At 34.9% G+C, this 23,347-nt stretch carries 20 protein-coding genes; 4 read left to right on the forward strand and 16 right to left on the reverse strand.

Annotation, left to right across the window (positions count from 1 at the left end; translation table 11 throughout):
• Window positions 1-5: 5 nt before the first annotated feature.
• From H3Z82_RS08115 to H3Z82_RS08180, 14 genes are all read right to left on the reverse strand, one after another.
• The gene (locus H3Z82_RS08115) at window positions 6-1,121 is read right to left on the reverse strand and encodes a glycosyltransferase (RefSeq protein WP_182204645.1); all 1,116 of its coding nucleotides are present in this window, start codon (window positions 1,119-1,121) and stop codon (window positions 6-8) included.
• Window positions 1,118-2,947, reverse strand: a complete 1,830-nt coding sequence (gene asnB / locus H3Z82_RS08120) for an asparagine synthase (glutamine-hydrolyzing) (RefSeq protein ID WP_182204647.1) — start codon at window positions 2,945-2,947, stop codon at window positions 1,118-1,120. The genes H3Z82_RS08115 and asnB overlap by 4 nt, the downstream gene beginning before the upstream one ends.
• Before the next feature lie 81 nt (window positions 2,948-3,028).
• Entirely contained in the window at window positions 3,029-4,048 is a 1,020-nt protein-coding gene (locus H3Z82_RS08125; RefSeq protein WP_182204649.1) for a glycosyltransferase family 2 protein, read from the reverse strand.
• A 2-nt stretch (window positions 4,049-4,050) separates the two neighbouring features.
• Window positions 4,051-5,439: an asparagine synthetase B family protein gene (locus H3Z82_RS08130; protein WP_182204651.1), complete on the reverse strand. Its 1,389-nt coding sequence runs from the start codon at window positions 5,437-5,439 to the stop codon at window positions 4,051-4,053.
• A 181-nt stretch (window positions 5,440-5,620) separates the two neighbouring features.
• Complete coding sequence (locus H3Z82_RS08135; protein ID WP_182204653.1) at window positions 5,621-6,532, reverse strand: hypothetical protein; 912 nt, start codon at window positions 6,530-6,532, stop codon at window positions 5,621-5,623.
• Window positions 6,533-6,720: 188 nt separating this feature from the next.
• Window positions 6,721-7,692 carry a glycosyltransferase family 2 protein gene (locus tag H3Z82_RS08140; protein WP_182204655.1) on the reverse strand — a complete coding sequence of 324 codons (972 nt, stop codon included), beginning with the start codon at window positions 7,690-7,692 and terminating at the stop codon, window positions 6,721-6,723.
• Between the two features lie 209 nt (window positions 7,693-7,901).
• On the reverse strand, window positions 7,902-8,645 hold the full coding sequence (locus H3Z82_RS08145; RefSeq protein WP_182204658.1) for a class I SAM-dependent methyltransferase: 744 nt from the start codon (window positions 8,643-8,645) through the stop codon (window positions 7,902-7,904).
• A gap of 60 nt (window positions 8,646-8,705) precedes the next feature.
• Complete coding sequence (locus H3Z82_RS08150) at window positions 8,706-9,677, reverse strand: glycosyltransferase family 2 protein (protein WP_182204660.1); 972 nt, start codon at window positions 9,675-9,677, stop codon at window positions 8,706-8,708.
• A 67-nt stretch (window positions 9,678-9,744) separates the two neighbouring features.
• Complete coding sequence (locus H3Z82_RS08155) at window positions 9,745-10,692, reverse strand: glycosyltransferase family 2 protein (protein WP_182204662.1); 948 nt, start codon at window positions 10,690-10,692, stop codon at window positions 9,745-9,747.
• Window positions 10,693-10,776: 84 nt separating this feature from the next.
• Window positions 10,777-11,709, reverse strand: coding sequence for a glycosyltransferase family 2 protein (locus tag H3Z82_RS08160; protein ID WP_182204664.1), 933 nt, complete (start codon window positions 11,707-11,709; stop codon window positions 10,777-10,779).
• Window positions 11,706-12,794, reverse strand: coding sequence for a glycosyltransferase (locus H3Z82_RS08165; protein WP_182204667.1), 1,089 nt, complete (start codon window positions 12,792-12,794; stop codon window positions 11,706-11,708). Before H3Z82_RS08165 ends, H3Z82_RS08160 begins: the two co-directional genes overlap by 4 nt.
• Window positions 12,795-12,868: 74 nt before the next feature.
• A complete protein-coding gene (locus H3Z82_RS08170) occupies window positions 12,869-13,666 on the reverse strand; it encodes a class I SAM-dependent methyltransferase (protein ID WP_182204669.1) in 798 nt (265 codons plus the stop codon).
• The gene (locus H3Z82_RS08175) at window positions 13,667-14,941 is read right to left on the reverse strand and encodes an ABC transporter ATP-binding protein (RefSeq protein WP_182204671.1); all 1,275 of its coding nucleotides are present in this window, start codon (window positions 14,939-14,941) and stop codon (window positions 13,667-13,669) included.
• 392 nt (window positions 14,942-15,333) lie between these two features.
• Entirely contained in the window at window positions 15,334-16,197 is an 864-nt protein-coding gene (locus H3Z82_RS08180) for an ABC transporter permease (RefSeq protein ID WP_182205137.1), read from the reverse strand.
• Window positions 16,198-16,366: 169 nt separating this feature from the next.
• Between H3Z82_RS08180 and tnpB the strand changes: the two genes are divergently transcribed.
• Window positions 16,367-16,702 carry an IS66 family insertion sequence element accessory protein TnpB gene (gene tnpB, locus H3Z82_RS08185; protein ID WP_182204673.1) on the forward strand — a complete coding sequence of 112 codons (336 nt, stop codon included), beginning with the start codon at window positions 16,367-16,369 and terminating at the stop codon, window positions 16,700-16,702.
• Window positions 16,703-16,755: 53 nt separating this feature from the next.
• A complete protein-coding gene (locus H3Z82_RS08190; RefSeq protein ID WP_182204676.1) occupies window positions 16,756-16,974 on the forward strand; it encodes a hypothetical protein in 219 nt (72 codons plus the stop codon).
• A gap of 65 nt (window positions 16,975-17,039) precedes the next feature.
• Here H3Z82_RS08190 and H3Z82_RS08195 read toward each other — a convergent pair whose 3' ends face one another.
• Together H3Z82_RS08195 and H3Z82_RS08200 are read right to left on the reverse strand one after the other, a co-directional pair.
• Entirely contained in the window at window positions 17,040-17,531 is a 492-nt protein-coding gene (locus tag H3Z82_RS08195; RefSeq protein WP_182204678.1) for a hypothetical protein, read from the reverse strand.
• 246 nt (window positions 17,532-17,777) lie between these two features.
• Window positions 17,778-18,149, reverse strand: coding sequence for a helix-turn-helix domain-containing protein (locus tag H3Z82_RS08200; RefSeq protein ID WP_182204681.1), 372 nt, complete (start codon window positions 18,147-18,149; stop codon window positions 17,778-17,780).
• 800 nt (window positions 18,150-18,949) lie between these two features.
• Here H3Z82_RS08200 and H3Z82_RS08205 point away from each other — a divergent pair.
• Together H3Z82_RS08205 and H3Z82_RS08210 are read left to right on the forward strand one after the other, a co-directional pair.
• Window positions 18,950-21,934: a SusC/RagA family TonB-linked outer membrane protein gene (locus tag H3Z82_RS08205; protein ID WP_235982407.1), complete on the forward strand. Its 2,985-nt coding sequence runs from the start codon at window positions 18,950-18,952 to the stop codon at window positions 21,932-21,934.
• 47 nt (window positions 21,935-21,981) lie between these two features.
• Window positions 21,982-23,343, forward strand: a complete 1,362-nt coding sequence (locus tag H3Z82_RS08210; protein WP_235982408.1) for a RagB/SusD family nutrient uptake outer membrane protein — start codon at window positions 21,982-21,984, stop codon at window positions 23,341-23,343.
• Window positions 23,344-23,347 lie beyond the last annotated feature (4 nt).

Here is a 23,347-nt window from a genome sequence, read left to right on the forward strand (position 1 = left end):
CGCGACTAATTGATGAGTTTAAGATATAATTCCTGACAACGTTTGACTTCTTTATCAATAGGATAATGCTGGACAACATAGTCCCTAAATTGGTTTCCAATATGGGCATTCCTCTCTCTTGTATTGGAACAACACCATAATAATGCTTTATACCAAGCCTCTACATCGCCCGCTTTCACCAAATGTTGGGGAAAGGGTTGTAACTGATCTTTTATGCCCGACACATTTGAACCTAAAACGTTCTTACCGCTGGCCATCGCTTCCAACAAAGAAACAGGCGAGCCTTCCTTTCTGCCCTCATTAAGCGTTGGTAATACCACAACTTCCGCCAAACTCAGATAATCTTGAACATTATTTTGCTTGCCACAAAATACAACCTGCTCTTTTAAACCTAATGTATTTGCTAAGCCAATCATTTTCTGTCCATAAGGATTATTATGATCGCCAACGATCATTAATTTCCATTCTTGAAAATCTTTACACATATTTTGAAACGCCTGCAACAACACTTCGATACCTTTTACAGGCACTAAATTGGCCACGCACATAATAATACGCTGGTCTGTCTCCAATTGCCATTCTTGAGCTAAGCTTTCACTTTTTGTTAAGGGTTTAAAAACTTCGACATCCACACCTCTCGGAATTAAAACTGTTTTGTTTGAATTCTTAAAAAATTCTGTCATCATATCCGTATTCTGAACCGCAATGGCGGCAGCTAAAAAACTTCTTAGGTACCACGCATTTTTTGAGGCGCCTCCCCAATTCATGTTCTTCTTAGTATAAACCCATTTAATACCCGCCATTTTTGCTGCCAAGGCTTCAGAATAATCGGCAGCATAATGAAAGCTATGAATGATATCTGGAGCGATGGTTTTCAACTTTTTACTGATATTATAACACGCTTTCAATCCCTTAACATAGGGTTTCATGGGCATGGTATAGTTTAAAATATGAATAGGAATGCCAGAGGCTTCAACAGTTTTAAAAAACTCGCCACGATTGTGCATACAAGCAATATGCACCTCAAAACGTTTAGGATCTAATCTTTTAGCGATGTGAAGTAAGGCTTTACCACTACCGGCGGTATCAAAATTTGGTATGGTAAACAATATTTTTATCATTTCAATAAGGAGTATAAAGTAAATAATGGCCATTTTAAATCGTGCTGGCCACTTTGATGCACCTGCAACATATTTTCTATAGCACGGCGATCAAACCCAAAAGAGGTTAAATCGGCATCCAAAAGACGCTTGATAAAAAGAGGTTTCAAATCTTCCCTGAGCCAATCTGTTAACGGGATTGAAAATCCTTTTTTAACCTTTTCTTCTCCTACTGATGGAATACGTTTATGAAGAATATTCTTTAGTACTTGTTTGCTTTTATTTCTGCCATAATTCAACAAAGGATCGATTCGCAAACTGGCTTCAATCATCTCTTTGTCTAAAAAAGGCACCCGCACTTCCAAACTGTGTTCCATACTGGCCAAATCCACCTTGCGCAACGTTTTTTGCATCATCCCATAAAATTCAGCATGCCGCATATGTTGCAATAAGGTTCTTGTATCTTTTGTGTTCTGATAATTATATACTTGATATGCATCAGGCAAAGCCACACCTGTTAGATCTGGTGTCAATCGATCCAACCATTCATTTCTGAACCTTGAATGTAAACCCTGGTGCGCTTTTGCTTGACTCGAAGCTAAAAGTACAGCATTTAGGTTTTTATTTCCACTGGCATACTTATCTAACCCATATAAACCTTTTCGTAAAAGACTTGGATAGTGTTGGTATTTAATATTTTTACCGACACTCCAAAACCGTTCATAACCAAAAAACAACTCATCTCCGCCATCCCCACTTAAAGACACAGCTACTCGTTTTTTAGCTAATTTAGAGACTAAATAGGTGGGCAAGATACTAAAGTCGGCCATTGGTTCATGCATCGCCTTCATGGCTTCATCCCAATAAGAAAGCATCTCCTTAGCGTTCAAATTCCAAATGGTCTGTTGTAATTCCATCGCCTCAGCCAATTGCTTGGCACGTTCAGATTCGTCGTGCTTTTCACTATCAGAACCAATGGTAAATACTTGAGTGTTTTTGTGAAATTTCTTTAAGGAGCTCACAATTAATGAAGAATCAACACCTCCTGACAAAAAAGCGCCTAAAGGAACATCAGAGATCAGTTGTCTTTGGACTACCTGATCTAATATAGATTCTATATAAGTTTCGGCCTCTTTAGAATCGGATATAAATGAGGTTCGATCCACCGGCAATTCCCAATAACGTTGCTGTGTTTTAAATCCCTTATTATTGAACGTTATGATTTCACCTGGTAAAACTTGAAAGGTGTCCTCATGAAGCCCAAAAGGTGCAGGTAAAAAGTGTTGTTGTAAATAGAGCTTCAAAACCTGTGGATTAACGGATTTGCTTGAATAAGCACGATGCGCTTTAATTTGATCGTATTGACTGGCGGCAACTAATGTCCTCCCATCCCACCCATAAAACAAAGGTTTGATGCCTGCAAAATCCCGAACCAAACTCAATTCTTGTGTTTGCTGATTATAGATAACCAAAGAAAACATACCATTAAGCGATTTTATGGTTTTCTCAATCCCCCAAACCTCCAAACAAACAGTAATGGTTTCCGTATCACTATGGCCACGATACTTTGTAAAACCGAGTGCTTTACGCAAATCTAAATGGTTATATATTTCACCATTAAAAACAATTGTAAATTTATTATTAGGACTCTGCATGGGTTGTTTTCCCGCTATAGAAGTATCTTGTATAGCCAACCTATTAAAACCCATTTGTAAATGTGGTTCTATAGAAATATAACCGCAGCTATCAGGACCCCGCTTGTGTGAGAGCTTCAACAAATCTATAAACTGACCCTTACGGAAGTTACTTGAACTTGACAGATTGTATTCAGTTAAAAATCCACACATAAATAAAAATGTTCTAATTTTAAAATAACAAAACGATCTATAAACAAGTCCAAATGCTGACAATAGCAGTATGTTTTACACTCATTTAACAGCATATTTCATGTAATATCTCAGCACAAAATAAGCATACACCTTATAAACATTGCCGTTTCCGGATAGCATAACAATATTAATAAAAGGTCTTAAAAAAACAGGAATCCTTAAAGGTTTTATCTCTCGGAATAATTTATTTTTTAATTGCTTCTTTTGGGCATAGCCTTTAGTTAAAAACAACATGTGCGGAATAGAACCATAAACCCGCACTAAAACTTGCTTTCTAAAATCGAGCGGCACGTCATGCGTTAACAGATAAGGAATATGCGAATGGATTAAAGGTTTCCAATAGGTAAAAACTTTTTCCTGTTTTTTATTTTGATTAGAAACAGTTGACTGTTGATGTCTAAAATACAATAATATATTTTTATCTAAATGCGCCACTTTACATTCCATTCCTAGTTTCACATGAAATGCCGCGTCTTCACCTAGTCTTAATTTCACGTCAAAACAACCAATTTTATCAAATACGTGTTTTCTGTGTAAAAAACTAGGTGTTCCAGGTAAAGTACTATAGGTCATCCAACGTATTCCCCAATAATAGTGTTCGGGAATAGTTAATTTGTTGGTGTCTGAATTATCGATTTTTATGTCCTTTAATTTTAGGTTTGACTTTACAGTATTTCCATGCACACTATCCAAGCTATCATTATTTATAAGAACATCTAACAAAGTGATTAAAGCATTATCAAACAATTCATCATCGACATCAAAAAAATAGATGAACTCCCCTTTTGCATATCGTAATCCCGTATTTCTTGCTGATGCCGCACCTTGCATCAGCTCATGATAAAGACGAACTCGATCATCCGTTTTAATAATGTCATTGATGATCTCAACAGAACTATCAGTAGAGTTATTATCAACAAAAATAATCTCAAAATCATCAAGCTTCTGATCAATTAAAAGCCGGTAAGCATCTCTAATAAATAATTGCCCATTAAAGACAGGAATAATGATACTGACCAAAGGACCTGGTTCTATTTTATTTATTGTTAAATCCTCCAAACTCACAAAGTTTTGAGCTTTCTATACCATACTGATAACGTAAGCAGCATACTCATAGAATGCGAATAAAAGACGGCATCTTCAGTTTTGAATTTTTGGTACAAATCATCAACAACGTCCTTACCTACAAAATTTAAAAAATCTGGCTGATATAAATAACCTCTTAAATGACCATCATTTTCTTCACCCAAAAATTGTAACTCCCAATTACGTTGAATATATTTTTTACCTAAAACAGCATTAATCTCTCGTTGCATTTTATTCTTAACCTTATACGAAAAAGTTTTCAACAATTGACGATCCTTATAATTATACAAATTATAGGGCATTTGATCTTGCCATTCAATTTTAGCCACATTGGGATTCCTGTTTTTGATATAGGCAATTTGAATTTTGCGATCTGCCAAATAGGCTTCTGGTATTCCACAAACAAAACGGCACATGCGGTCATCATAATAAGGTAGATGGATTGGATGTGCGTTTTCAAAAAAGGTTAAACTTACTGAAGTCCATCGTGGCGCCCAATACAACGATTTGAAAGCTCTAATCTTAGACTCTCTATGTGGAATGTCAATCTTGTCTAATAGATCCTGAATGCGTTGTTTTAAATAAGATTCAAAATCGCCATCCAAATCCCAAGCCTTCCAGAGTTTAGAAGCTACTGCCATGCCACCCTTCTTGACTACCTTTTTATAGATGATTTCCAAATCAGAGTACTTTTCATCTGCCGCAGCAAAACCTCTATCAAAGAAGACATCCCCCCAATGCCCTAATGAAAATTCACCTTGCATTCTTTTAAAATCATCTAATACCGCAATTTGTCTGGGATGCGTAAAATCCGAATAACAATCATTGATACTTGACACCTCTTCTATCACATCCCATAAATAATTGGGTGGAATTATAAATGGATCATACCTGAAGCCACAAACCTCCGCTATTTTTCTGCCAATTTCGTGTTCCTTAAACCCATTTTCAAAACTATAACAATATGAATGAACGGCTGCACCAAGATGTTTTAAAGCCACCGCTTGGGTCCGGCTATCCAATCCTCCAGACAAGGGTAACAAGACAGTATTAGTACCACTTTGTTCCTTAATAATGGTTTCAAATAACTCTGTAAATTCAGTTACAGCTGTTTTAAAACTGATATTTCGTGGCTCATAATGCCATCTGAAATTCTCTTTACTAGTAGTAACCTCACCGTTTCCATCAAGAGTATAAGTCGTTCCTGGCTTTAAGGCAATTTTATCCTTCCAATACGCATCCTGATCCAAAAAAAAGCCAATAGCTGTAAATACACAGATGGCCTCATAATTAAGTGTATGTGGCGTCTTTACATTTGCAAACAACTGTTTTATAGGAATAATTGGGGTTGTGATTGTTTTCATATTAAAGTAAAATTGAAGATAACATATTTTGTGACTTTTGAAATATTAAAGTGAAATTCATATGCGATCTATCTTGATAAAATGTTGATTATGGATGATAATGCATCTATTGATTATACTGAAATATGATTGAAATTGCTGATTCAGATACATGTTATAATTACCAATTGCAAGCGCCACTCTATTTGAACAATGTATCAGTGATTCCAAAATATTCAAACACCTCTTTAACTTGACGATTATTGTCGTTATTAAATACATTTTTTGACGACAGTTTTTCTTTTTGGGAATCAGGAATTTCAAGAAAAGGTTGAAAATAAAAACTGGTAAATACAACGGCAATATGATTATCAATCTGACCAGCTTTTAACCAAATATCATCTCCAAGACAATTCGTTTTTTTAATCCCTTCGAGATCAAAGAACGATTGTTTAAAAAATCTTGGGTGATAAAGCACACCCCCAACTCCAGTGGCAAATATTCTTTTGGAAGGGTTACCCCTGCCCACTTCGTTTATTTTCCAAGCTCTATAATGTTTAAATTGATTGCCTTTCATTTCCATATAACGAACGCGATTGGCTACCACGCAATTGGGAAACTTTTTATGGGCTTCATATAACTTAGCCAAAAGATCAATAGGATATATGATATCATCATCTACGGTTATAATCAAGTTATCTGGGTATTTCTGAAAAGCATAATAATATTTTGTATGAGCACCGATATCTTCACAAAATTCAATTTCCAAGCCTAATGGTTTCAATTCCAATAATGAACTTGGTAAACTCTCTTCACCAAGAGGAAATTGTGCATTCCCTAACCATAATATTATTTTTTGGGGTCTTAGGGTTTGATTTAGTATACTCCGTATGGACAGACAAACCAAATCTATTCTTGCTGGAAAAGAAGTCAAGCTGACGATAAAACTACTCCCAGCATCAATCCCTAAAGAGTTGGGGGAAACATTCTTATAGTATTTAATCAAACCTACTTTCAAATATTTATAAAGTTGCCAATGTAACCACTCAATCAACTTATTGTCCTTTTTAGAGGGTTTTCTCGTTAAGGTGAAATTATATAGAAAGTGTATCATAATATTTGATGAAACTATAATTTGAACTTGGATGAGTTTCAAAATTATTTAAAATAACTAAGTCAAACTTTAATACCTTATGTTTAAACCTTTTATTCAAAAACAAAGTAACGGCTAAACTGAGCTTATTGCTACCAATTTCTTTCCCAATATAAACCAAGGTCTGTTAAAATTAATCATCAAGCCTTTTATTGATTTTCTTGTTTTAAATGGTAAGTATTAAAAACTTCATTCTGTTTCATCAACTCATAAAATTTGTAATACTTACCAAAAGCTGAATTTGTGAATTTTGCAACATAAAAAAAGTAATAACGTTTTGGAAATGCCTCTTTTAATTCTTTCATAAATCCATTTGGTAAACCTATTTCGTTCTTCAATTCTAAATAACAATGAACACATTGCAACAAGGAATACCTGTTAAATTTCGATGAATTGGCTCGCTCTTTTATATCTATATAATTATGCCAATGTGTTTCAAACATTTTTTTAAGATGTATTTCAGCTGATTGATCTCGTTGTCCTTGTATCGAGCTTGGTGTGTACCTTCTCAACGTTAAAAAAGTGTCTAAATAATATAAATTATTGGTTTTTAATAAGAGCTTACAATTAAAGTTATGCTCTTGTCCGGCGGACATAATTTCGTTAAATTGAATAGTTTTAATAACGGAACGTTTTACCATCAAATCTGGCGTGTGCCATCTTATATAATCGATGGCATAACTTTCAAAGGTGACATCTGACACTTCAAAATCATAATTAAAAAATGAATTATTTTTCGTATTAAAGTACTTTGTTTTACTCACCACAAAATCAACATCATTTTCAGTCAAAGCCTTAGCTTCTAACTCTAATTTTTTGGGAACCATCAAATCATCACTATCAAACCACTGAATATAATCACCTTTACTTAATTTAAAACCATAATTTCGAGCACCATTACCACCTGGTAAATGTGTATCTGGGCGTTGGTGATATTGAAATCGACTATCATTGACCATATAACCCTCAATAAGTTGTTCTGTAGTATCCATACTTCCATCATCAACTATTATACATTCCCAATTACTATAGGTTTGTGCAATAATTGAATCAAGCGTTTCTCCAATTAAATGTGCTCGATTATAGGTTGGAATGATTATAGAAACTAGTGGGTTAAGCATTTAATTTGTTTTCAAATATATAAAATCGGCATTCTAATATTTTAGTTTAAAGTATATTTACAATAAGCTATATATAGTCATTTTTAGGTCTTTCAATATAGAGCTTATTAAACTATTTAACATCTCTTGAATTTAAGTATTGACTCCTTCTGAGATTTTTAATGTTTTTAAAAATGAGCAATGCTCGTTATTCTATTCTAAGAAATTATTTAAAAATTTGAAATCATAAAGGGTAAAGTATCAAAAGACTTGTTACTCCTAAAATAAGTATATCTCCCCATAAATTGAGGTTTGACCTGTAATTTGTGAGCCCAATTTTCAGAAATTTTACGTTCCTCTTCTCTATGACCATCATCCAAAAAAACCGCATAATCTTTGACTAATCTATTCTGAAGGAATGGAATTGCTGTATAGCGAGCGTATGGAGTGCTACTTCCAAAAGGTCCATCAACTATAACTAAATCAAACTTTTTCACATTCTGCAAAGCGCTAGTTAGTTTCTCTGAATCATACCAAAGTTCTTGTTCATGTAAACCAAGCTCTTTAGGAACAGCGACCATAGTAGCATGAACGAATGTAACAATATCATTTAGACCATAACGAGAAATTTCCTTGTGCATATTTGATAGCCACTCTTCATTTGACTCTACAGAATACAACCGTGTAGGCAGTTTCAAAGTCTTAATTAATTGAGCTATATACAGTGTAGAAACACCAGAGCCAAACTCAATAATATTCTGACGTTTATTAATAACTATATCATTTAAGATGTGCAAAATAACACTTGGTGAAATTGACCAATCCGTATAAGGAATAAAATCAGGCTCAGGAAATAATCTGCTTATTTGAGCATAATCCAACACAACTTGCTCGCTTTTTTGTTGATTTACAGCTATTTCCTTAATACGATCCTGTATATAGATTTGTAATTTTTTCTTGAAATTAAATGACATTGTTTCAGTTTTTAAGTTGCGTGTTTGTGTTAATTATAAAATCTATTTATAATCGTTTGGTCAATCACTTTTAAAGTCCTTAAAGGTTTTTTGCGAATCAATAATAACAAATTGAGTAGCACCGCGTTTTATTAAAAATTGAGAGACAATACAGCCCATTAAATAAACCTTTTGGCCTATGCTCAAGTATTGAAAAGCAATCAAGCGCTTAACTACCTCATGATAGTAACCATTTCTTAACATCACTTTTAAACTATTTAAACAGCGTTGTTTATATCTGTAAATACCTTTTGTGTGCTTTTGTGCCGCAAAATAATTCAAAACCATATGATATACTTGATATATAGATACCATTTTTAAAATATCCTTATCCGAATGATAGCTCATTGAACCATCATGAGTCCTAACTGTAAAAAGTATCTTGTTAACATGGACAATTTTTAAGGAATCAGATGATGTAAAAAACCGAAAGAAAAAATCAAGATCTTGGTTTTTTTTCAAAGTTTCGTCATAGCCCATATTTGCTATTTTGTTTCTTCGCAACATAAAAGAACAAGGCCCAAAAGAAACATGTCCATCTACTAAATCGTCAAGGATGTTGCCACTAAAGCTTTGATTGGCTATTCTCGTTCGTTCACCCTTTTCATTGACGTTTTCAAAAGCTGAAAACACAACATCCGTATCAGGGTTTATTATAAAAGGTCGTAGTTTGGCTTCAATGAAATCCGACATCATGATATCATCACTATCAAACCATTGAATATATTTCCCAGAACTCTTTGAAAACCCATAATTTCTTGCTCCATTTCCGCCAGGTTTATGAGAATCTGGACGTTTATAGAACTTGAATCGTTTATCTTCGTTTAAATATTGAATGAGTAAATCCGCAGTTTCATCTGTACTCCCATCATCTACTATGATACATTCCCAATTCGTATAGCTTTGTGCCAATACGCTATCAAGTGTCCCACCAATGAGGTATGCACGGTTGTAGGTAGGAATAATAATAGAAACTAAAGGTTTTTCTTTCAATGACAATGGCTATTTATATTAAAACACTATTTTAATCGGATACTAATTTAATATTTTAGGTAAAACTTTAAACACTATGACCAATTAGCTTTTTATAGAAAAAATAACCCTTATCCTCGCTAACCTTAAAACTTAACCACATTGGAAAAAAGTAAATGGCTTTAACGTGTAGTTCGCTAAATAGCGCTTTTATAAAATCAATTTTTTTGGGTGCGTAACCCATATTGCGACCTTTGGCCATATAAAAAAGACACTTTTCTAACAGTAAAACCCTTATTTCCTTTTCAGTAATTTCTTTTAAATCTAAATAAGTTAACCATTTTGATTTAAAGGCACCAGAAAGCAACTTTTGCTCATTATCAATACGTCCTCGTATAGAATCTGTGTGATAACGCCGTAAACTTACAACCTTATCTATAAAATAAGCATGGGTTGAGTGATGAACCAAAATGGAAAAATAATTATACTCTTGACCAGATTCTAACGCTTCATTAAATCTTATACGCGTTGCTAAATCTCTTTTAATACAAATATCTAAGGTCAACCAATTAATATTCTGTGCGATATAATTATATTTTGATATTTTGAAATCTTCGAAATTGTAATAATTCCTAAGTTTTTCTGATGTATGGTTAAAATATTCCGTTCGAGTAATCACGTAATCACAATTATATTTTTGCATTGCGTGTACTTTAACTTCTAAATGATTTTCGGTCATTAAATCATCACTATCAAAAAACACAATATATTCGCCTTGCGCTTCTTGCAAACCGATATTTCTACAGGCATTAGCACCTTTAGGTTTGGTATCTGGTCTTTTAAATAGTTTTAATCGGCTATCCTTATTTATATAATTAGCAATAACCTGAACGGTTTCGTCGGTGCTACCGTCATCTACCACCAAACACTCCCAATTAGTATAGGTTTGCGCAATAATAGATTCCAAAGTTTCGCCTATTAAATGAGCGCGATTATATCCAGGGATTATTATGGAAACTAATGATTGTGTTGGCATAATATTCATTTATTTTACTAAAATAAAAATTAGGGTATCATTACCTGCCTGAATACCCATATTATTCTACTTTTTTTCAAAAGATTAATCTACCTTTTTTGGTAATAATTTTCTTCGAAAATAGTATCCTTTATCACTATATTTTCTTAATAATAACATCAAGACAAAATAGATACCCTGAAACCCATACATACGCAAAACTTCTTTTAAAAATTTTGTTCTATTTGAAATTGGGATTAGCCTCAAGGCATATACATTTGCAACACAGTTGGCTAAAAGAAAATTCAATTCCCTTTTTTCAGCGATTAACTTTAAATCCAAATACGTAAACCAATTTACTTTAAAAGAACTCTCATTCTTAACAAAATTCGTTTTCAAGTTCGTGCGTATCGAATTATCATGATGTCGGCGTAACGATATAACGCTATTAACAAATTTAGCATTGTCTGATTGAAGTATCAACTTACTGAAATAATTATACTCTTGCCCAGACTGTAAATTTTCGTTAAATAAAATCAATTTGGCAACGGTGGCTTTAATACAGACATCTAATGTTAACCAGTTTAATTTCTTGGTTAGATAATTATAGAGATTAACAGAAAATTCATCAAACTTATGATACCTATTGATGACTTCATTCGAATAGTTAAAATACTCCGTTTTAGTAATCACATAATCACAATTATATTTTTGAATAGCATTTACTTTAACCTCCAAATGATCTTCGGTCATTAAATCATCACTATCAAAAAAAACCACATAATCACCTTTGCCTTTATTTAAACCCATATTTCTACAGGCATTGGCACCTTTAGGTTTTGTGTTCGGTCTTTTAAACAGTTTTATCCGCTTATCTTTTTGAGCATATTTTGCTATTACGCTAGTAGTTGAATCCGTACTTTCATCATCCACCACTATACACTCCCAATTGGTATAGGTTTGTGCTAATACGCTATCCAACGTTTCACCAATTAAATGCGCACGGTTGTAAGTTGGTATAATTATAGAAACCATCATTTCTTCGCATTTGCTATTTCAATTATTTTAGTTAAGTTATTTAGATAATGAGACATTGTATAATTATTTTCAATTTTCCTTTTCCCTCTCATACCCATAATTTGTGATTCTTGAGGGTTTTCAAGTACCCACAATAAATGCTTGGTCATAGCCGGAATATCCTTTTCTCCACTTAACAAGCCTGTTTGTTCATGTAGTATGATATCTGGAATACCCGCATGAATCGTACTTACTACTGGTAATCCTGCGGCGCTTGCTTCCAAAATAGATACAGGGGTACCTTCCATATCACCATCTTGTGCTTCAATAGAATGTTGCACGTAGGCTAATGATTCTGATAAATAGTTTTGATATTCATTTGGTGTAATCCTACCAGGAAATATCACATTTTCAGAGATACCTAATGCTTCCACTAGATCCTTACAACTATCCAACAGAACCCCATCCCCTGCATATATCAATACAACATCATTATGGTTTTTTAACAACTCGTTAAAGGCTAAGATAGTTAAATGAGGTGCTTTTTTATCGACAAAACGACCAATGCTGATAAACTGTTTTTTACTGTATCTTGGTTTTAATTCTAAATAATTATTTGCTGGACCATAAACATTATACGCTATTTTATGTTCTGGACATCCAATAGCAATTAATCGCTTGGTCATTTCCTTACTTACAGAAATAATCGTTAATCGTTCATAAGAAAAGAGTTTTTTGTAATTTTCATAGTGTTCCAAAACTGATTTCCTAACTGCATCATGACCATGAAAGTGAACGACTAATGATAGATTTAAAATTTTACATGCTTTCAAAACTTCTTCTCCCATCATTCCATATTGAGCAAAAATCAATTGAATGTTTTTTAAGTGTAAATCTTCCACAAAACGACTCAGATTAGATTTCTTTTTTATTAAACCCAACTTCCGAAACCCCGAGAATAATATGCTTGGTTTGGTTGCTTCAATATTAAATGGTATTTTTCTACCCCAATAATGCAGCATTTTAAAAGGCAAACCATCAACTTGAGCTTTAATGAATGTTTCACAATCTTCGTATGGTTTATTCGTAATAAAAGCAACCTTCATTTCATTTCAATTTAATTTTCTGCTTAATAAAATTATCAACATTTGGATTTTCCTTAGTTAAATGCACATTTACCTTATCCCTTCTTTTTCTTAATATATTTTAGTATCAGTTCTCGAGTTGAAGTTTTGTTTGTTTTTTTCTCTTGTTCTAACTTAATTCCTAATTTCGATTCCACACGGAGTTCTCTTTCCTTTTTTGATTCCAAAATTAAAGGACTGTATTTTATCATCTTATCACTACTTCCGTATTCTGGGTTAATTTCAATGACGGCATACAAGTAATCGTAGTTTCTCCAAATGTTTTGATATTCAAATAAAATAACTTCTCCATCAATATCTTTTGCTATTTGATTAATGGTTTCAAAATCTACATCTTCATCAATAGGCTGTATACCTGATGGATTATGCTCTTTTATATAGGCTTGATGATACTTTGAAGGACAAGCTAAAACTAAACGACCTCTATTATTTAAGTTTTTCTTGATTGATTTATGAAATTCAAATCTTTCTGATAGAGGTATATGCTCATAGACATCTATCATCACAATTACATCATAAGTATCTTTGGGCAAGCCATCAGTTAAATCATATGTTTTAAAAATTAAGTTTTTTTTGTCATCAAAAAGCTTTGAAGCGGTCTCAATCAATACAGGGCTTAAGTCAATAGCATTTACTTGAGAATTTGGAAAAGATTTCGCAAATTCATAACTACTCCAACCTATTCCACAACCAATATCCAAAATTTTCTGGGAGTTTTTGGGAATGAACTGTCCTAAATTTTTTATTGCTCCGATAACACGCTTGTTTCCTAAAACATAATCCTTGATTAATCGTCCCTCGAACTGATTATAAAATTCTAAAGATTCTCGCATTTATCTAATTTTACAAGGTAATATGATAGCATTATATTTTCTGTTCATATGTCCTACATTATAAAAATCACCAGGCAATACATTCAAATAAAATCCTTTTTCAATATAATCGACGTGATTTTCCTTTTGAGTTGTATTTTTCGACAAAATGAATTGAAAATTATATACGCCTCCTCGCAGTAGTACTCTTTCAATTTCAATATCAAGAAAACCTTTTTCTAAAACTGTATTAATATCAATTCCCATTTCATCTGTTACCACCATGGCTTTCATTTGTTCTTGAGTATCATTAATTGAAAAACCAAATATTAGTTTGCCTTCGACTTTCTGTTCAATTTTAAATTCAACTCTCATTCTAAGGTACTCTCCTGATATTACAGAGTCTATTTTTAAATTCGATTTACTGTAGAGTTCAATTTTACTTATTATTATTTCCCCGCTGCCTGATCTATCTTTTCTTAAGCCAATATCTGAATATTCTTTCTTATCATTCTTCTTAAGATAAAAATCCACAGCTTCATCAGTATCTCCTTCAAAAACAGATGTACCATGCTCCAAAACAATCGCGCGTGTACACAAACTTTTTACAGCCGCCATACTATGACTCACAAACAACACCGTCCGTCCGTCGCCTTTACTAATGTCTTGCATCTTCCCAATCGCCTTTTTCTGAAACTCCGCATCGCCAACGGCCAGCACCTCATCAATCACTAAAATATCGGGTTCTAAAAAGGCGGCTACGGCAAAGGCCAGTCTAACACGCATTCCAGAACTGTAGCGTTTAACTGGGGTATACACATAGCGCTCGCAACCAGAAAACTCAATAATCTCCGCTTCTTTGGCTTTGATTTCGGCTTTGGTCATACCCAAAATAGCGCCGTTCAAATAAATATTTTCACGGCCAGTAAGTTCCGGGTGGAATCCTGTGCCCACTTCCAATAAACTGGCAATCCGGCCTTTGGTCTTAATTTCGCCTGTGGTAGGAATCGTCACTCTACTTAATATTTTAAGCAGCGTGCTTTTACCCGCGCCATTTTTTCCAATAATGCCAAGCACTTCGCCTTGTTGTACTTCAAAGTTAATATCACGCAAGGCCCATACATAGTCGCTATCGGCTTTGGTGCTTCGGTCATTTATAGAACCCACTTTTAAATACGGGTCCTCTTTGCCTCTAATGCCAGCCCACCATCGGTTCAAATCATGACTGATGGTGCCCGTACCCACGAGCCCGAGGCGGTATTGTTTGCTGATATTTTCGGCCTTTAAAATGATCATGAAAATATTACTTATTCTTTATTATAATTATTATTTATTATTTCATTGCGAGCTTCTTAATTGTACCGTCATTGCGAACGAAGTGAAGCAAATGCAGAGCATTCACTACACTCTTTATCAAAACTAAAAGACGTTAGTAATCTTTGGGTTTTGGCTAACTAATTATGAGATTGCCGCGTCGTTCCTTCGTCACTCCTCGCAATGACGCTAGGTGAAGAGGCTTCTCAATGACAGCTCGTTATTGTTTGTTTTGGCTTCTCTGTCCTGGCTCTTGATTCTTGAATCGTTGATCTATATTCTCCATATCTTTTCTCTATGCTCTATTTTCTATCCTCTACCCAGACTCACACCTCTAATCTCTCCCCACTAATCCCTAATCCCTAGCCTAATGCCTACACCGTATCAATAAACGTCTTCTCCGTCCTATTGAACACCACAATCCCTAACAATGAAACCACCAGGGTCACCCCAACGGTATATAAAATCCCGAACCAACTAAAAGTTCCTGTTCCCAACAACATATAACGTGCGGTTTCTATAATATAGGCCAACGGATTATACTCCACCAACCAAGCTAATTTTGGGAGTTTCTCGCGCATCAACGATAACGGGTACATTACTGCCGACACATACATGAGCAACTGCACTCCAAAACCGACCAGAAACTTCAAATCTCGGTATTTGGTCACCATGCTGCTGATAAGCATTCCAATGCCTAAGCCTAGCAATCCCATTAGGATGACAATAAAAGGAAAAAACAATATACTGATAGTCACGTGAATGTCAGCTCCATTTAAATAATAATAGAGGTAAAATACAATAAAAATGAGCAATTGAATACCAAACTTCATCAAATTGGAAATAATAACTGATAATGGCATTATGAGTCTTGGGAAATAGACTTTTCCAAATATACCAGCATTGCTTGTGAAAGTATCACTAGTAGAAGTTAAGCATGTATTAAAATAATTCCAAATGGAAATCCCCGCCAAATTAAATAAAAAAGATGGCACCGTTCCGGTTTCTATATTGGCGACCTTGTTAAAAATAAGTGTAAAAGTAAGCGCAGTAAACAACGGCTGAATCAGATACCAAAGCGGACCCAAGATCGTTTGTTTATAAACAGTGACCACATCACGTTTAACAAACAAGAACAACAAATCGCGGTAACGCCAGATTTCGGCAAAATTAAAATCGATTAATTTACGTTTGGAAGAAATGGTGTATAACCAGTCGTCGTCTTTTGTATGCAAGATAATAGTGGGTTTTTGAATGGGGCTAATATAGTAATTCTGAGGAGAACGTGGGATGTAGGGTGTCGGATATATCTGTAACTTATGGACTTTAATTTCAAAGCTTGAATTCACTTTAGTAGCGCTATGTTATTACTGCCATTGTTGGTGTTTCCATCAACAATTTAAACCTATGTTCAGTCTTAGCAGTTCCCATACCTTTTTGCTCTACCCTAAAGTTTGTGATATGCGCAAAGGTTTTAATGGTCTGTGTGGCATTGTAACTTATGAATTGGGCAGGACGGCGCACAGTGGCGAAGTGTTTGTTTTTATCAACCGCAAGAACAACCGGATGAAACTTTTGCACTGGGAGTCCGGTGGTTTTGTGCTCTATTATAAACGCTTGGAGCAAGGAACCTTTGCCAAGATAAAGGAAGGCAAAGTCCAGATCAGTTGGAGCGATCTGGTCCTGATGGTCGAAGGGATCCAGGTACTTAAAAGCAGCCGAAAAAGACGTTTTTTATTGTAGATATATAGTGCAAAACCCTTGTGATAACGGGGGTTTTGACGTATATTTACGTCATGGAAATAGACCTTAAAAACGTATCGAAACTGGACCTTTTGAAGCTTTTGACCAAAGCCCAAAAGACTATTTCCACACAGGATGATACGATCTCCAAGCAAGACGAAACTATTTCCAAACAGGATGTTCAAATTATTCTTGTTGTAATCATTCTTTTTTTGGAGGCGGCAAAGGTGGAGATTGATAACGAGGTAAACTATTATTACCTTTCGGTTTAGGAAAACTATTCGGATTATTTGTAGGCCTTCCCTGCGGCCTATTATTTGATTTTTTTGCCATAATATTATACATTAAATACTTGTTTAAAATATTCGTCTGAATTCTTTTTACATTTTTCTACAATTCTCTTCGGCTTACTTCTAATAGTTTCAGCTATTATTAGATTAATTTCGGTTTCTTGTTGTTTAAGTTCAAAGAAAACATCTGTTACTTGTATTTCGGTTATTCGATTTGATTCGAAATCAAACCACAATTTTTCAATTTGATTGTAGTAATCAACATAAAATCTATGGATATCATCCAGATTTTTTAATTGCTTTTCGTTCATAATCAAATGAGGTTGCAATAATCTCAGTAATGAAATCCCAGCAATTACAACACAAGCAAAAAGCGGTAGATTTTCCCATATTTTCCACCCCATTATTCCAGCTGAAGAAAAAGCAAGAATTATAATATTGAAAATTCTTAAAACACCTCTTTGTTGATCAGAATAGATATAAGTGAATTCAATATTGTGTTTCGATTGAGTTAATTCTGTCCAAATTCTATTTCGCATTTTTTATTTATATGTTTGTAAACTATATAGACTCAATGAATTGCGCCATACTTATTATATGCTCTTATCAAACATACTATTTTTATCTAATTGTAATAAAACAAGTTATACAACATTATCAACATCTTGACAAATATGTTGACATTTATATAATGAGTATTTATTAAGATACATGCCCCAGGTTTGGGTTTTCAGCCTTAAGATAGCTGATATAAAATGCAGAAAAGAATATAAACAAGGTAATAACTATGCTCCTTTTTCTAATTCTTTATATTTATCTGTAATTGTAGTTTTTAAAGAAAAATAATATTCACGTTTCTTTTGAGTTAATTTTTCTTCAAGGTTTAATGATTCCTCAACGATAGATAACAATTCATCCTTGCTCATTAAATTAAATAAACTACAATAATCTACATTCAAATATTGGCTCATAGAATAAATTTTATCCCAACTACTAAAATTTTCTGACCTTTCAATTCTTCCAATCATAGTGGAATTTGATCCAAACACCAAAGAAAGCTCTTGTTGAGATAAACCTTTTTTAAGTCTAGCCAATCTAAGAATACAGCCTAATTGAATATTCAAAAGGTCAATTTCTATATGTCTAAACTCTTTCATATGGTAAATGTTGAAAAAATCGAATAAATTATTCGATACATATTTGTATTGAATGAATATTTTACTATATTGCACTGAATTTGTTAACTTTGCGATTCTTCAAATTAGAAGCTTTCGCTTTGAATCTCAATCTGAAAACTGGCAGTTTTACGCAACGAGATGATAAGCAGATTGCTCACGACCTAGGCGTGGGCTCTCTTATCGTTGCAGGTATGCCAGTACCCCAGATTGATAAGTTGAGTTCCACGCCTTTTTTATGTGTGTACTCTACTTAAACTTATTGTGTTTAATTAGGTAATTACTTAAAGGCATGAAAAAACAAAGATTTCCAAACATCAACCAGCTTAGGTACCATAGGCCAGGACTGTCGATCTTTGATATTATCTATGCCCAAAAGCCAAAAAACCCAATTTAAACTTAAAAGCTTGGGGAAGCACCTTTCCTTTGATTCCTGCTGTATTACCTTAGAATCCCCAGGCTCGACATTTCCATTACATCCCGATTAATAGCACGACGGTTTCCGCAGCAATGTCTGTCGGTATCTTTTACAATGAGTTAGTCAACGTGGATACGGCCGCGCCAGCCTTGTTATGCCCATTTTTGGCCGGCCCGATGCCACCATTGGTCCTATAATATTACATGCACTGACCTTTGCTAATTTGTATAAATACTTATTAAAATACAAGTTGGTACCGCCCTATAATAAGGTATCAAAAAAAAAAGCCCACTCCCAAGTTTTCGACGACGTCGGAGCAGGCCAAAAGTTAAAACAATTGTATCACTTTAACCAACACAAAACTATGATAAATAATCATAATTCAGTAAGATGGCGGCGTATTTTTGGCTGTAATCTACTTTTCTTAATGTTCACCTTGTCTCTCACGGCCCAAGACATACTGGTCACTGGCAAGGTTACTGACGGCAACTTGCCCATATCTGGTGCAAATGTTCTTATTAAAAATACTAATAGTGGTGTGGTCACTGACTTTGATGGACGGTATAGTATCACCGCCAAAGCTACAGATACGCTTCAAATATCTTATTTAGGATATACTACGGTTACTATTCCCATCCAAAGCCGCCCGACCATAAACATTACCTTACAAGAGGATGCTACCGCCTTGGGCGAGGTACAGATCAACGCTGGTTATTATACCACTACAGATAGGGAAAAGACTGGGAGTATTGCGAGGATTACGGCTAAGGAAATTGAGAAGCAGCCAGTGAGTAATCCGCTGGCGGCTATGCAAGGTAGGATGGCAGGAGTTGATATTGTCGAAACTTCAGGAGTTCCTGGTAGTGGTTTTGAGGTAAAAATTAGAGGGCAAAATAGTATTATGGCTGGTAATGAGCCATTGTATGTTCTTGATGGCGTACCATATGATGCACAATCATTAGGATCCAGAAATTCTTCAGGTCTCATTATTCCAGGAGGAAATATTAGTCCATTAAATGCTATCAACCCTTCAACAATAGAGTCCATTGAAGTCCTAAAAGATGCAGATGCGACTGCTATTTATGGATCGAGAGGTGCAAATGGAGTTGTGTTGATAACCACTAAAAGAGGAAAAAAAGGTAAAACTAGCTTAAATATAAGCAGTAGTACAGGCATTGCTAACATCACCAAAAAAAGAGATTTATTAAATTCTAAACAATATATAGCACTGCGCCAAGAAGCCTTTGCGGCTGAAGGTATTACCAACTATCCCGCAAATGCCTATGATATCAATGGCACATGGAATCAAAACCATTATACCGATTGGCAAAAAGTTCTGATAGGGGGCACTGCTAAAACTAGACAAGTAAAGGCTTCAGTCTCTGGGGGTACTGAAAGCACACAATTCTTACTAAGCGGAATGTTTCAAAATGAAACTACTGTATTCCCTGGAGACTTTAATTATGATCGGATTACTGTAAATTCCAACATCAACCACAGTAGCAATGACAAACGGTTTCAAGTCGCATTAAGCACAGGTTATACAATTGAAAACAATCTCCTACCAGGAACAGATTTAACCTCCAATGCATACAAGTTGGCACCCAATGCTCCTGATCTATATGATGACGAAGGCAATTTGAATTGGGAGAACAGCACATGGACAAATCCTTTAGCAGAATTAGAAGGAAAGTATACTAACATCACCAATACCTTAATGGCAAATAGCGTATTGAACTATAAGGCGTTTAAGAACTTCGAAATCAAACTAAATATGGGATATAATAATGCCATTCTTGAAGATAATAGAAAAATTCCTCATACAATCTATAATCCTGCTGTTGGTTTAAACAGTAGTGTCTCTCGGTCCTATAACCATAGTGGCAAAAGAAAATCTTGGATTTTAGAACCGCAATTGCACTGGACCAGAAAAAGTGAAAATCATACCTGGACATTATTATTTGGAACAACCTTCCAAAGCCAAAAAAGCGAAGCGTTTGCAATACAAGGAACCGGCTTCGCTAATAACAAATTCATAGAAAATCTAAGTGCGGCAAGTACTTTGAGAATATTAAATGAGAATAATCAGGAATACAACTATCAGTCTGTTTTTGCTAGAGTAAACTATCATTTTAAAAGTAAACTATTTTTAAATGCTACAGGAAGGCGTGACGGTTCCAGTCGTTTTAGTTCCAGTAACAGATATGGGAACTTCGGAGCTTTAGGTACAGCTTATATCTTCTCAGAAGACCTCAATCTATCTTGGCTAAGTATAGGAAAACTTAGAACAAGTTATGGTATTACTGGTAATGACCAGATAGGCGACTACCAATACCTGCAAACTTATAGCATCAGTGATTTCCCATATGATGGCAATATCGGTTTACAACCTACCCGACTTTTTAATCCACATTATAAATGGGAGGAAAATATAAAAAAAGAAATTGCTATAGAATTGGGGTTGTTTAACCAACGCATATCATTATCAGCAACTTATTATAATAACCGTTCTTCGAACCAACTGTTAAATTATGCCTTACCCGGTACTTCCGGATTCACCTCCATTCAAGCCAATCTGGATGCCTTAGTTGAGAATTCAGGCTGGGAATTGGAATTGGATGGCTCAATAGTCTCTATTCCAAATTTTACATGGAACACCGCTTTTAATCTGTCATTATCTAAAAACACTCTTTTGGAATTTCCTGGATTAGAGGAATCGTCATATGCTAATCGATTTGTGATAGGAAAACCGTTGTCAATCATGAAGTTATACAATCTAAAAGGAGTCAATATTGAAACAGGACTGTTTGAATTTACAGATTATAATGGAGATGGGCTTATTACGGTTGCTGAAGATAGGCAGTATCTCGCCGACCTCACGCCACAGGTTTTTGGTGGGATTTCTAATTCCCTACACTATAAAAATTGGACATTAGATGTGTTTTTTCAGTTTGTAAAGAAGCAAGGTATTAATGAGTTTTTTGGAACCTCAGCTACTGGTACTATGTCCAATCAACCCATATCTGTAGCAAACCATTGGCAGCAATCAGGCGACCAATCAACAAGGCAACAATTGACAACAGGTGCTAACCCAACTGCTCTTCTTGCATATTCGCAATTCACTCTAAGTAATGGCATTATTTCGGATGCGTCTTTCATAAGGTTAAAATCTTTAGCAATCTCCTATACGCTACCATTTAGTAACCATACAAGAAGCTCCTGCCGCTTATCCATTCAGGGACAAAACCTATTAACCTTTACTAGCTTCAAAGGTGGTGACCCCGAACAAGGGATTGGATTTTTACCACCTCTTAGAAGAATTACTTTAGGAGCTCAAATAAATCTTTAAACTAAAGCTATAATATGAAAACAACAATTATAACAAACGTATTCCAAATGATAAAACAAACACTCGGCCTAATGGGTTGCATAATCCTATTGACTGGATGTCACGATTTTCTGGAAGTGGACGATCCTAGTGGACAAATTTCACATGAGACTGTTTTTGAAGATCATATCACAGCTACTGCAGCCACAACAACCATGTATGCAAAACTTCGTGATGAAGTTTTGATAACTGGGAACTTTTCAGGACTAGGGGCTCAAATGGGGTTGTATTCGGATGAATTGGATTATTACGGCGCACCTGGCCAACCCATAGCGACGTTTTACAATCACCAAATCCTCGCCAGTAATGTCTTGGTTCTAAGGACCTGGAATAGCGCGTATAACCTTGTCTATATGGCAAACACAAACATTGAGGGTTTGGAAGCCTCACAAGCATTATCTCAGGATCTCAAAAATCAACTGCTAGGTGAAGCTCTGTTTATAAGGGCATTGACGCACTTTTACTTGGTCAATCTTTATGGAGAGATTCCTTATATCAAAACAACGGACTATGACAAAAACAGATTGGTTTCAAAAGTGCCAGAACACCTTGTTTATGAATACATAATAGCCGATTTATTAGAAGCAAAAAATAGGATTGGAGAAAATTATATGTCCAGTGAGCGCATCCGTGCTAATAAATATGTGGTATCGGCTTTACTTGCAAGAGTGTATGTATATACCTCCCAATGGGAAAATGCTGAAAACGAAAGTAGCTCATTGATTAACAATACATCTTTGTATAATTTGGAAATAGATTTGGAGAATGTATTTCTAAAAACAAGCCCAGCTGCCATCCTCCAACTCAAAACTAAAGTAACAAACCAGTCCACAACAGAAGCCAATTCTTTTGTGTTTACTTCAGGACCACCACCATCCGTCGCTTTAAACCCTAACTATGTAAATAGTATGGAAGCAAATGACCTCAGGCGTTTACATTGGGTAGGGAAAGTAACAAATAATTCCAATACGTGGTACTTTTCAAACAAATACAGGCAAGGCACAAATTTACAATACTCCACAATCTTTAGGTTGGCGGAACAATATCTTATCCGTGCCGAAGCTCGCACCCGTTTAAACGATATATCAGGTGCTCAAAATGATATTAATAGTATTCGTCAACGTGCAGGCTTATCACAGACAGAGGCACACACTAGGGATGAACTGCTCCAAGCCATTTTAAAAGAAAGACAATCAGAACTCTTTGCGGAACATGGACACAGATGGTTTGATATCCGCCGATTTGGAATGGCCAATGACATACTTACCCCTATAAAAACAAGTTGGCAAACTACGGATATCTTCTTACCCATCCCAGAGACGGAACTTTTAATGAACTCTAATTTAAACCCTCAAAATCCTGGGTATTAACAAA

This window comes from Gelidibacter maritimus (assembly GCF_014062315.1).
In the GTDB taxonomy this organism is placed as follows: Bacteria; Bacteroidota; Bacteroidia; order Flavobacteriales; family Flavobacteriaceae; genus Gelidibacter; species Gelidibacter maritimus.